General features: G+C 48.1%; 10 protein-coding genes. 1 reads left to right on the top strand and 9 read right to left on the bottom strand.

All coding sequences use genetic code 11. The annotated features are described in order from the left end of the window. Positions 1 to 10 precede the first annotated feature (10 nt). The 8 genes from OXH16_02510 to OXH16_02475 form a co-directional block, all read right to left on the bottom strand. Positions 11 to 2,392, bottom strand: a complete 2,382-nt coding sequence (locus OXH16_02510; protein MCY3680241.1) for an ABC transporter permease — start codon at positions 2,390 to 2,392, stop codon at positions 11 to 13. Positions 2,393 to 2,553: 161 nt separating this feature from the next. After that, positions 2,554 to 3,066, bottom strand: coding sequence for an HD domain-containing protein (locus OXH16_02505; GenBank protein MCY3680240.1), 513 nt, complete (start codon positions 3,064 to 3,066; stop codon positions 2,554 to 2,556). A 136-nt stretch (positions 3,067 to 3,202) separates the two neighbouring features. Continuing rightward, entirely contained in the window at positions 3,203 to 3,877 is a 675-nt protein-coding gene (locus tag OXH16_02500; protein ID MCY3680239.1) for an ABC transporter ATP-binding protein, read from the bottom strand. Between the two features lie 10 nt (positions 3,878 to 3,887). Beyond that, positions 3,888 to 4,145: a hypothetical protein gene (locus OXH16_02495; protein ID MCY3680238.1), complete on the bottom strand. Its 258-nt coding sequence runs from the start codon at positions 4,143 to 4,145 to the stop codon at positions 3,888 to 3,890. 27 nt (positions 4,146 to 4,172) lie between these two features. Next, positions 4,173 to 6,608 carry an ABC transporter permease gene (locus OXH16_02490; protein MCY3680237.1) on the bottom strand — a complete coding sequence of 812 codons (2,436 nt, stop codon included), beginning with the start codon at positions 6,606 to 6,608 and terminating at the stop codon, positions 4,173 to 4,175. 12 nt (positions 6,609 to 6,620) lie between these two features. Further along, complete coding sequence (locus tag OXH16_02485) at positions 6,621 to 7,298, bottom strand: ABC transporter ATP-binding protein (GenBank protein MCY3680236.1); 678 nt, start codon at positions 7,296 to 7,298, stop codon at positions 6,621 to 6,623. A 31-nt stretch (positions 7,299 to 7,329) separates the two neighbouring features. Beyond that, positions 7,330 to 8,688: an HlyD family efflux transporter periplasmic adaptor subunit gene (locus OXH16_02480; protein MCY3680235.1), complete on the bottom strand. Its 1,359-nt coding sequence runs from the start codon at positions 8,686 to 8,688 to the stop codon at positions 7,330 to 7,332. 103 nt (positions 8,689 to 8,791) lie between these two features. Next, positions 8,792 to 11,278, bottom strand: a complete 2,487-nt coding sequence (locus OXH16_02475) for an ABC transporter permease (protein MCY3680234.1) — start codon at positions 11,276 to 11,278, stop codon at positions 8,792 to 8,794. A gap of 367 nt (positions 11,279 to 11,645) precedes the next feature. Here OXH16_02475 and OXH16_02470 point away from each other — a divergent pair, with 367 nt between their 5' ends. After that, complete coding sequence (locus OXH16_02470) at positions 11,646 to 11,975, top strand: helix-turn-helix transcriptional regulator (GenBank protein MCY3680233.1); 330 nt, start codon at positions 11,646 to 11,648, stop codon at positions 11,973 to 11,975. Here OXH16_02470 and OXH16_02465 read toward each other — a convergent pair. Further along, on the bottom strand, positions 11,972 to 12,685 hold the full coding sequence (locus OXH16_02465; protein ID MCY3680232.1) for an HAD family hydrolase: 714 nt from the start codon (positions 12,683 to 12,685) through the stop codon (positions 11,972 to 11,974). The genes OXH16_02470 and OXH16_02465 overlap by 4 nt on opposite strands. Positions 12,686 to 12,807: the final 122 nt, after the last annotated feature.

Raw genomic sequence — 12,807 nt, 5'->3', positions numbered from 1 at the left:
AAATTAAGTGTCATTCATACCGCAGCGACTCAACGGGATTGGCTATGGCGACTTTGATCGCTTGAAAGCTCACGGTAAGGCAGGCTATAATCAGAGACAGGATGCCAGCGAAAACAAAGACGCGCCAGCCCAGAGATGTGTGGTACGCAAAATCATTTAACCACTCGGTCATAAAGTGATAGGCCAGCGGGGCGGCCAGCGCAAAGGAGATGACAACCAGCCTGATGAACTCTTTGGAAAGCAGAATGACGAGATGGGGAATAGACGCACCGAGAACTTTTCTAATGCCGATTTCCTTGGTGCGTTGTTCGGCGGTATAGGACGCCAGGCCAAACAGACCCAGGCAAGAAATAAAAATGGCGAAAATGGCGAAAAAAGTGGCCAGCGTGCCCATCGTGCTTTCGTTGCGATACATGTTTTCAAACTGTTCGTCCTGAAAAGAAAATTCAAAAGCACGGTCCGCATTGAATTTCTTAAATGCCCCCTCAATACCTGCAATCGCCTCAGCCGTTTGTCCCGCGGCAATACGAACAAACAAATACTCCGTCCGGGTGGGACTCAGAAGAATAATCAGCGGTTCGATGGCGGTGTACAGGGATTGAAAATGAAAATTTTTAACCACACCAATAATTGGACCTTCGCGACCAAACCGCAGACGGGTACCAACCGGGTTTTCCATGCCCATAACCCGGGCCATTTCTTCATTCACGATAAAACTTCTGAGATCGCCGGGAAAATCTCTGGAAAATTCGCGCCCGTGAACAAGCTCCATTTGCAGGGTATTGACCACATCGTAGTTGGCCTGAAACCTGTGAAAAATATGTTCTGAATTGGGGTCTCTACCCGCCCACATGGCATTTGTTCCTGTACTCGTTACCCTGAGTGGGTTATGTGCGGTACTGGTCACACCGACAATGCCTGGCTGTCGCAAAAGTTCGTGTCTGAAAGCCTCATACTGCCGCTTAGCTGCCCCCTCCAACCGCATGTACACCAGATTATCGCGGTCAATGCCCAGATCTTTATTTCGCATATACGCAATCTGCTCATAAACCGTCAGCGTGCCGATAATGAGCAAAATAGAAAGACCGAATTGGAACACCACCAGCACCCGGCGCAATTGACTCGAACCCGACCCCGGTGTAAAAGTACCGTGCAAAACAATGACGGGATTAAAATTGGAAAGATAAAAAGCGGGATAGCTCCCCGCGAGCAAACCGGTTACAATCGCAATGCCAAAAAAGATGAGAAGAATCTCGATACTGAACAGGTCGGTCGTGAGCGTCTGATTAACCAAATCGCTAAACGCCGGCAAAACCAAAATGACCATGACCAGCGCCAGAATGGCAGAGAACATGGTCATCAGGAGAGATTCTCCCATAAACTGCCCAATCAGAATGGTTTTATGCGCTCCAACAGCCTTGCGAATCCCAATTTCCCGGGCGCGTTGCGTAGAACGCGCAGTCGATAGATTCATAAAATTGATACTCGCGATCAGGATGATGAACACCGCCACGACAATAAACATCCGCACATAGTCAATTCGACCACCAACCAGCTTGCCATTCCTGTAGTCGGAATACAGATGCATATCCTGATAGGGTTGTAAAAAAGCATCGCTTGTAACCGTCTTATCATTCTCTTTGATGATATTTTTAATCTTGGCATTGAATTGATCGATATTGACATCCTTTTGCAACTGAACGTATAGTCGAAGGTGATTTACCGTCCACTGATAAAAACTGCGTTTATTAGCCAGATAAGATGCCATCGGCAAAATACAGTCATATCGCTGCGTCGAATTTACGGGCATGTTTTCAAAAACCCCGGTCACCTTAAAACTTTTGTTATCGTATTGCACCAGCGCGTGCGTGTTATTCACCACAAAAATTTGCCCCATTGCAATACTTCGCCAATCCTCTCCGAAATACTTCTCGGCCAGTCGCTCAGAGATGGCGATATTATCCGGTTCCGAAAGTACTGTTTCGGGATCGCCCAGGATGAGGGGAAAGGTGAAAATCTTAAAAAAGGCCGGTCCAGCGTGATATCCGCGGTCCCGAAAAGTCTGCTCTCCATGCGTCAAAAGCATGGGCTGATTCCAGGTCACAAGCACGGTCTCGGTCACTTCGGGATATCGCTCTTCCAACAATTTGGCACTCGGATGCGGGATAGAAGACAGCGTAGAGATCTTATTCATGCCGTGATGATGCCGCATGAGGCGGTAGATTCGGTCGCCTTCCACGTGGAATTGATCGTAGCTGAGTTCGTGGGCGATCCACATAAAAATTAAAAAACTACAGGTTAGGCCCACGGAAAGACCCGCGATATTGATGATGGAATGGGTTTTTTGCCCCAAAAAATTGCGGATTGCGATTGTGATATAATTCTTAAACACGGGATTCTCCTATTCAGGGTGTAAGTATTGATTTTGTTGTTTTGTCGCGTACTGTAAAAACGGGGCTATAGCTGTTCATCCCGGTCTAACCATCCGTCCGATAGATGTACGATGCGGTCTTCATAAGCGGCGTTTTTCTCTGACATTGGTCGGGCAACCCGTTACTTCAGACAATGCGCCACTGCGTCCCTGTACGTTTCGAGCTCTGGGGTTTCCAGGTTCTTCACCTTGGCCAGATCATCCCATTTCCTGAGGTGTACGGCATTCTGGTAGTAAGGATTGCTTTCGAACTCGGTCCTTTCCCGATCTGACATGAGGCCTCCTTGCAGTTGGAAACTATGCTTAGAGGCTTCGGAAAGGGTGTTGTAGTAGGTCGAATCCGTGGTGCAGATGTATCGCTTGGCCGGAACGTGAAGTTTCACCGGTTCGGTCACCGCCTCGATAAAAAAGGGCGCTATGTACGCGGCGCCCACTTCTTCGTGGAGAAAGTCCTGGGTGTGGAAATCTGCGTTTTCTGCGTGTTCGTCCATCAGAAAATGGCCGATATCGTGCAATAGTGCGGCAGTTATCTGAATCGCGTCTCCATTGGCGAGCTGGGCCAGATTGGCGCACTGGAGCGCGTGTTCGAGTTGCGTTACGACTTCGTCGTAGTAGGATTGGCCCCTCGCTTCCATGTAGGCGAACAGGGCATTTATTTTTTTTCTGACGTGCCTTCGGCCAATTCGTTCGCGAGTGTTGGATCGACGTGTTCCTTCATTTTGGCACCATCTTTCTCTAAAAATGTTCGGGTGATAAATTTAATTGGAGGGCTTACAACTGCTCATCCCGGTCTAACCATCCGTCCGATAGGTGTACGATGCGGTCTCCGTAAGCGGCGTTTTTTTCGGAGTGCGTGCATTGGACAATGGTTACGCCTTCGGCATTCAGGTGTTTGAACAGGGTCATGATCCGCTCGCCTTCTGCCGAGTTTAAGTTGCCGGTTGGCTCGTCGGCCAGGATCAATTTTGGTTGCGTGATCAATGCCCGGGCTATGCCCACCAGTTGTTGTTGTCCGCCGGATAACTGGTTGGGGAATAGTCGCTTTTTTGCCACGATGTTGAAGCGGTCCAGCATTTCGGCAATGCGGCCTTTGCGTTCGGCGCCTTTTACTTTTTGATATAAGAGGGGGGTTTCCAGGTTTTCGGAGACGGTTAGTTCGTCGATGAGATGGTAGCTCTGAAATACAAAGCCGATGTGGTCGCGGTGCAGTTCGGTCAATGCGCGTTCGTCCAGTTTGTGAACTGCGCGGTTGTAAAAATGGTACTCTCCATTCGAGGCGGTGTCCAGCATGCCCAGGATGTGCAATAGGGTTGATTTGCCGGCACCGGAGGGTCCCATGATGGATACAAATTCTCCTTCGCGGATTTGTAGATCAATGCGCCGCAGTACGAATGTTTTTACGATGCCGTTTTCGTAGTATTTTTCGATGTTTTTTAGTTCGATCATCTCTATCTCCTTATGCGCGGCGTTCGAATAGGATAGATACCTCGTGTTCGGAGGGTTCGCCAATTTCTACGAGCGACCAGTCTTCGTCGTAGTTTTCCACGATCCGTTTCAAACATGTGACTCTCTGTTCGTGGGGTTCGGCGTGTTCCTCCCAGGCGAAGAGTTCCAGGCGGTAATCGTATTTTCTGCTTTTGCCGTTTACCACCACCGTTACTTCCACGGTGTCTTCGGCGTCTAAAGGTGGCAATTTGATCGAGATTTTGGGCATGGTGATTCTCCGGAGTCCTGATCAACGCTACTCATACCGCAGGGCGTCAATGGGATTGGAACGCGCGGCGCGGATGGCTTGAAGGCTTATGGTACACAGGGCGATGACGACGGCTAATAGGCTACATAGAAGATATATTTTTATGCCGGGTTCAATGCGATACGCAAAGCTGTTGAGCCATTGTCCCATTGTCCAGTAGGCTATGGGCCAGGCAATGAGATTGGCGATGGTGAGCAGGAGTACAAATTCCCGGGATAGAAGCGCGGTGATTTCACTTACCGATGCGCCCAACACTTTGCGGATGCCTATTTCTTTGGTGCGCTGCGAAACAGATAGGGATGCGAGGCCGAATAAACCCAGACATGCGATTAAGATGCCAAATCCCGATGCGTACCAGACGATCTGGAGCCAGTGCTGTTCCCTGCGGTATTGCTCGTTGACCTGTTGATCCAGAAATGCGAAAGAAAATGGACGTGCGGGTTCAATTTCGTTCCAGGTTTCTCGCAGCAACTCAATACTGCCGTTTATGTCTTCTGGACGAATACGCACGAGAATTACGCTCGGGCCACGATCGCCTGGCGAGTCGCCTATTGAGTTATAGAATGCAATTGGCTCGATTTCGTTGTGAAGTGATTCGAAGTGAAAATTTTTCACCACGCCAACCACCTGATGTGGCTCTTTTTTGTTTAGTACGGGAAAGGGTTGTCCAATGGGGTTATCCCATCCAAAGATATCTACCAGCTTCTCGTTTACAATTACAGCCCGCTGAGGATCGCTCGGAAATTCTGGAGAAAAGTTTCGCCCCATCTTCAGGCCAATACCCAGTGTTTTCAGATAGGCTTCATCAATCCACATGGTCCAGATCGTGATCGACTTGCCATTGGGCAATCTATGGCCTCTTTGTTCTTGACTATTTACAAATGAATAGCCACCGCCAGCAATATTTACGATGCGGTCATGACCGCGTAAGGCATCGCGCAAGCGTTGGGGCGTTTCCGGCGTCGCTTTGTCCAGGACCACCACCTGTTCGCTGGTATATCCCAAACTTTTCGACTGCAAATAATCCAATTGTTGCGCCATAATGCCCGTACCGATCATCAAAACAATCGACAAGGCATATTGTACGATGACGAGGGCGCGTGTGAAGGGTTTGCGCCGTCTTGTCCGTGCGTTGCCCTTAAATACGGATATGGGTTGAAATTTTGACAGTATTAGTGCTGGATAACTGCCTGCGACAAGCCCTACAAATACGAGAATACCCATCAAAGCAACGACCAATTCCCAACTCGGCACAATCGCCACTGCCCCGCCCATCAGGTTATTAAATATCGGTAGAAACAATTCTGCAAGCACCAACCCCAGGATCAGGGCGAGCAAACTCATCAGCAGGGTTTCACCCCAAAACTGCCGCATCAAATTACCGCGATGTGCGCCTAACACCTTGCGCATGCCCACTTCCAGTGACCGCTGCGTCGATTGTCCCAGTGACAGGGTTGTAAAATTGATACAGGCGATCAGCAACACCGCCATACCAATGGCTGATAAGACATAGGCAAACATCGGGCTGATCTTTTGTGCGTATCCTCCGCGCATTTCATTTTGAAAATGAATATCTACGAGTGCTTGCAATTGCAATTGAAACGCATCGGCGCGATCTTGAATACGCCCGCTTTTGATCCTTCTGCTTCGCTGCTTGTCCAGAAGTTCGCTGGTAAAAGAAGCGAGTTTTTCATTTAATGCAGTTGCCTGACTCGCGTCCTGGATTTGAACATAAGTCGATACAACATTCCCACTCCGGGTCTGCGACGTCCTGAAATGCCATGTGTCATCTCGATATGCATTCTCAAAGGGGATGAGAATGTCATTTCCACGCATACTGGAGGTCAACGGCAAGGCTTTCATAATGCCTGTCACCACAAAATCTTGTGGATCCCGAGCGCCTTTCATACGCAGCGATTGGCCTATCACATGGGCGTAATTTTCTGTTTCACCAAAGTATTTTTTCGCCACGCGCTCGCTGATGACCACACTGTGCAAATCGTCAAGTGCTGTATTTGTATCTCCGGCTAATAGCGGATAGGTGAATATCTGCAAATAAGGCGGATCTATTAGTGCAATGCGTTCTTGAAACAGCTTGTCTTCACGCCCGACAATCACATACGAATTGGAAAAGCGCGTTGTATGAACGATTTCTGGAAATGCGTCCTTCAATGTGCCTGCGAGTTCCTTCGGCTGTAATACCATAAATGAGACTTCGCCTTCTCTGGTAATTTCCCGCGTTAATACTCGAAAGATCACATCTCTGTTTTTGTGAAACCGATCAAAAGACCATTGTTGATGCACCGTCGAAAAAATCAGAACACAACACGCCATCCCTATCGCAAGTCCGATGATGTTGATTGCGGAGAATGTCTTATTTCTGGTGATGTTGCGAATGGCGATTTTGAGATAGTTTTTGAGCATGCGGTTTTTTCGCTATCCCCTGATGTTCTCTGTCACGACATGACCGTCGAACAGGTGGATGATGCGATGGGCGTATCCCGCGTCGTGCGAGTTGTGGGTCACCATGACGATTGTGGTGCCGTTTTTGTTTAGTTCGGTCAACAGATCCATGACTTCGTTGCCGTTTGCCGAGTCGAGATTACCCGTTGGCTCGTCTGCGAGGATGATGTTGGGATTTGCTATGACGGCTCTGGCTACGGCTACGCGCTGCTGCTGACCACCGGATAATTGCTGCGGGAAATGCTTTTCGCGGTGTTTGATGCCCATGTATTCGAGGGATTCATCCAGGCGCTGTTTGCGCTCGCTGGCTGGTAAGCCCAGGTATAACAGGGGCAGTTCCACGTTTTCGGCGACGGTCAGTTCGTCGATGAGGTTGAAACTTTGGAATACAAAGCCGATGTTTGACTTGCGGGTGTTGGCTCTTTGCCGTTCGGTGTGTTTGGAGACTTCTTCTTCGTTCAGAAAGTATTCTCCGCCGCTCGGATTGTCCAGCAGGCCGAGGACGTTCAAGAGCGTGGATTTGCCGCATCCCGATGGTCCCATTACGGCGACAAATTCGCCTTCTTCAATGTCTATGTTGACATTGTTCAGGGCGGTTGTTTCCACTTCTTCTGTGGTATAGACTTTCTCGAGGTTGACGGTTTTGATCATTGTGAGACTCCTTTTGTAAAAAGCGATTAGTTTACCTTTTTAATACCAGCTTATCGATTTCTTCGTAATTATCGTATGACGATGTGACCACGCGCTCGCCGGGAGAGAGGCCGGCGAGGACTTCGAAGTATTCGGGGCTTTGGCGGCCTATGCGCACTTCGCGGCGTATGGCTTCGTCGTCTTCGACGACAAATACCCAGTTGCCGCCTGTTGTCTGGTAAAATCCACCGCGCGGAAGCAAGAGGGCTTCTTGGGGTGCGTCGAGTTCCAATCGTATCTGTTCTGTTTGACCGCGCCGAATGCTTTGCGGTGTCGTATCTACAAAATCCATATCGACTTCAAATTGTCCTTCTAAGACTTCGGGAAAGACCCGACGGATTGTGAGTTCATAAGTTTCGTCGTCGATTTCAATGGTGCCTTTGAGTCCTTTTGTGATTCTGGTGATGTAAAATTCATCGATGCCCACCCGCATTTTATAGGCGTCGAGTACATCGACCTGACCAATGCGCCTTCCCCTGTTCATCAACTGACCAATTTCTGCATTTAATTGGGATAATTGTCCGGAAATGGGCGCGCGTACGGTCAGGTTTTCCAATGGGCGGCGCACGTGGTCCAATTGCCGTTGCAAACTCCTGGCGCTCGTGTCCAGTGCAGCGAGTTGGTTGATGCGATACAGCGAGTCCTGGCGTACTGTTTCCAATGCAAATGACCTGCGTTTCTGATCGTTTTGATATCGATCTCGCGCACTTTCAAACAGGTCTTGGGAAGTCAGTCCGCGTTCGAACAAGACTTTCTGTTTTTCGTGTTGGCGTTCTGTCTCCCGCAAGTTCAATTCAACGCGCATCAGTTCCTGGCGGTTGCGAATGGCCCGATTTTCCAGGTTCAACCGCGTGTTTTCCATGTTGTTGATTTGTTCAAACAGGCGGGCTTCCTGGGTTAAAATATTTTGTTCCAGGGTGGGGTTTGACAATTTCAAAATGGGTGTGCCTTTTTCGACCATGGTCCCTTCTTCCAGGAAGATTTCCTCTATTTGTCCGCCTTCCAATGCGTCGATATAATAGGTTTGAATCGGCAATACGGTGCCGCGCTGGACGGTAAATTCCTGAAAGGGACCGCGCGTGACTTCTGAGATGGTAATTCGATCGACCTGTACATTGAGTCTGGCGCTGTGGTCACCAAAGACAGCCATGTAGATCACGGCACACACAAATACCGCGATCCCGCTTATGCTGGCGATGCGCTTTGGCGTCCATACTTTTTTTTCGACCCTGCGGTCCATGCCGTCCTGGCTCGCGGCTTCTGGTGACGGTTCGGGCGAGGAAGAACCCCTGCCTACAAAGCTGGGTACGGCTTTCTTTTTTTGCGGATCATCTCGTTCGGGTGTTGACACGTTTGTACCCTCTATCCAGAGTTTGGTGTGAAAGCTGAATGGGAAAAATAGTCATATTTTGAATGATATTCAACTTTGTTTTGCGTCAATGGGACTCTTATTTTCACTCCGTTCGCAAGGCATCCACCGGATTTGTCCGGGCGGCTTTGAGTGCTTGATAGGTCATGGTTGCAATTGCGAGCAAGAGCGCGAGAACACCGCCTATGAAGAAATACATAAGGTGAAGGTCGATGCGATAGGCAAAGTCCTGCAACCATCTGCTCCCAAACAGATAGGCTATTGGACTGGCGATTACACAGGCGATGATTACGAGCTTGACAAATTCTTTGGATAACAACCTAAAAATACTGAATACCGATGCGCCCAGGACTTTTCGTATGCCAATTTCTTTTGTTTTCTGTTCTGCGCGAAACGATATCAGGCCGAGTAGTCCCAGGCAAGCTACGAAGATTGTCAGTCCGGAAAATACTGCAAGTGCATTCCCCGTGCGGATTTCATTTTCATAACGCACACGTGTCAGGTCTTCATTCAAAAACCAGAAAGTAAATGGAATTTGAGGCAAAAACTGGTGCCATGTTTTCTCTATAAATGCGAGGGTTTCCGGTATGTTCTGTGTGCCCAATTTGAGGTAGAGATGTTTGGCGCCCCCCGTAAAAAGTCTGAAGACAACGGGTTGAATGGCATTGTGCAATGTCTGAACGTGAAAATCTTTTATCACGCCTACCACATATCCCTCGGGTCCATTTTTTTCCTTAAAACGCCTACCAATTGGATCGTCCCATCCGAGATGCCTTGCGGCTGTTTCATTTAAGATAAGTGGTCGGCCTTTTTCTCGATATTCTTGCCTCTTTTGTTTAAATACTTGCCACTCCTCAAGATTTTTTATTGTTTCTGGTGGCTTTGGTGGTTCTGGTGCCATACGGCCTGCTGCCAGTCCGATGTTGAAGAAGTCCAGATAATCTTTATCGATATCAAACAGGCCCATCTGCCAGTCGGCGTCACTGCCTTCAGATCGAAACGTCTCTGTCAGATGACGTCCACCTTGATGAAAACGCGTGGCTGTTGCTTTCAAAATATTAGGGTGTGCCATGAACACCTCTTTTACGGTGGGAATACGCCATCTCAGATCTTCTGAACTACCGTGATGTAGTTGCCGAGAATAGATGAAAAGTGGTATGCCAACCACGAGGTCTTTGTCAAATCCGAGGTCTTTGTTTCGGATATACGCCAGTTGCTCTTGTACGACAACAGTACCTGTGATGAAAGCAATTGAAATTGCAAATTGGAAAACGACCAGTGCTTTTCGCAGCCCAACGTGTTTCGATCCGGGTATCCAATCTCCTTTCATTACCTGTGTGGGCAAAAAGGATGAGAGTACAAATGCGGGATAACTTCCCGCGAGTACACCAACGCCCAGTCCAAATCCGATCAACCCGATCATCCACCACAGATTTTCAACTCTGTGCAATATCAGATCTCGTTGAATAAAGCTGTTAAACCGTGGCAGGACCAGTTCGACTAAGGCGAGTGCTACGATCATTGCAGCTATTGCCACCAGTACTGATTCGCCCAAAAATTGTCCGATCAATTGCCGGCGAGATGCGCCCACTACTTTTCGCAATCCCACCTCGCGTGCTCGGGTAGATGAGCGCGCCGTTGAGAGATTCATAAAGTTGACACAAGCGAGTACGAGAATAAAACCCGCGATGAGTCCAAAGGCATACACCTGCGTGATATCGCCGTGGTCTCTAAACTGAAGCCCTAAATCCGGATGGGTATAAAGATGCACGCGCGTGAGGGGTTGCACTATGTACCGGGTCGTTCGACGTACTTCATCTCCCATGTATCGCGTTATCAAATCGGGCAGTTTTTGCTGTAGGGCGCGGTGGTCGTAGCCTTCGGGCAACAGGAGATATGTGAAAAAGGGACGATAAGGGCCCGTGGGTTGCCACATAGACCATAGGTTCGCCAACTGGCCTTGTGGAGTAGCGGTCAGGCAATCGAAATAAAAGGTCGAGTTGGGCGGAAAGTCGCGCACAATACCTGTCACAAAGTATGTCACCGTGCCGCTTAGTTGTTCGTGATCCACTTGCAGTGCTTTTCCAATCGGATTCTGGTTTTGGAAGAATTTGCGTGCCATTGACTCCGTTAACACTATTGAACCCGGTTGGGTCAATGCCGTGCCTGGGTCACCGGTTACAAACGGGATTGTAAATACATTGAAAATTTCTCGATCTGCTACACACACCTCTTGCTGAAAAAAGCGATCATCGGTTTTGACCCAGGCGGTGAGCAGTTGTATGCGGATGGCCTCCTGTATTTCGGGAAAATCGCGCTTTAATGCCGGTGCCAGTGCGCCAGATGCACGCGGATTGACCGATGTGGTATTTTCCATTGAAACAGTGCGGAAGACGCGATAGATGCGGGTTGCATTGGCATGGTGTCGGTCGTAGCTAAATTCATACTGAATGTAGAGGGCGATCAAAATGACGCACGCCATCCCAATTGCCAGGCCCAGGATATTGATTGCTGTCAAGCCTCTGCTTTTCAGCAAGGTGCGAACGGTTGTTAGGAGATAACTGCGAAACATGTTGACCTCCGGATGTCGTTTTCAATGCAGACTGATATTCCTCGACGTAAAAAATACCGGTGTCCGATACAATGCGATACGCAAAAGCGAGAATGTATCAAACATACTAAGCAATTTCTGTGCCAAAAGACTCTTTTCTATGTTTTACAAGTAGTTATGAAAATTTGTGCCATGAACGCCGTTCCATAAGTGTCCGATTTTGATACAGTGGTGTCCGAAAATGAACACTTCTATATGATGAAAACCTTGAAGTCTTTATATAAATATGGTAAATTTGCCATAAATTTAGGGAAGGTACAATTTTGAATGAAACGATAAGAGACGTGACATGGGTCGGGGATTCTCGTGAGCAAGATGGAGGAAAAAAATGAATGAAAAGGTCAAATTTGAGCAAAGCTCTGGAAATGTATTTCGGGATATCGGTTTCTCAGAATCAGAGGCTGAACGTGAGTTGCTGAAGGCAGATCTCGCATTTGAAATCTATAATATTCTTGAAGGACGGAAGCTGACGCAGGCAAAAGCGGGAGAAATTCTTGGGATCAATCAGTCCGATGTATCCCGGCTAAAGAACGGTGATTTTAGCCGTTTTAGTGTAGAGAGACTGTTTGGGTTTCTGAATCGGCTGAACCGCAATATCGAGATTCGCATTACGCATTCGGAAGATAGAAGCGGCTATCAGCGGGTCGTTGCTGTTTAGTTATGATCCGGGCTATTGATGCGTGCGAGTAATTCAGGAAGTTCCTCAATTTCAGCAATTGATAACCCCTGCCAGCTAATGATGTCTGGTCTTGCGTCATCATATACATCTTCTAAATCGACTTGTTTTAGCACGGGCAAGAAACCGATTTCTTTAGCACCGGTCATTTCCCGGCTGCTACCATCGCCTACATAAACACAGACATTTGACGGAAGTCCCAACTGTTCATGCGCCCGTTTATAGATTTCAATAGCGGGCTTTTGTATTTTTTCTGTACAAGAAAAGAGTGGTAAATCAATATGCTCTGACAAAGGGGAAGTATGCCAGAGTAGCGGGACATCTGGACCGCAGTTTGTTATGAGTCCAATTTTATAGCCATCATTTTTCAGGTTTTGAAGCGTAAGCAAGACTTCAACTTTTGGTTTGAGTGTTCTCATTGTGAAGTCGTATCGATATTGTGCAGCAGTGTTAATTTTGCAATCGTCTGGGGATAGACCAATTTGAGCGCAACATACAGCGATAGTCTCTTCTATTGATCTGAATTTCCCAATGCATCGGTCAGAATAAGAAGAGCCGAATGCTTGGCTAAACGCTTCATACGGCACCGACAAAGTTTCGGCCATCAATGCATGTACTTTGTCGTGCTCTTTTTTGCTAAAATTATCAATTAGCGTTCCGAACAAGTCGAAAATTATCGCCTTAAGTTTCATTATTCCAAATCCTCTTTGTTTCTCAATCAAAAGGTAGGCATCAATCGCGTTCTGAGAAGCAAAAGATGGTGACTACTCCCACGGCTAAAGCCTGTGGGCTTCTTGGCGGTCAATCCGCCTGA

This window comes from Gemmatimonadota bacterium (assembly GCA_026705765.1).
Classification (GTDB): domain Bacteria; phylum Latescibacterota; class UBA2968; order UBA2968; family UBA2968; genus VXRD01.
The sequence above is the reverse complement of the archived record's forward strand: the minus strand, read 5'-3'. Positions and strand labels throughout refer to the sequence as shown.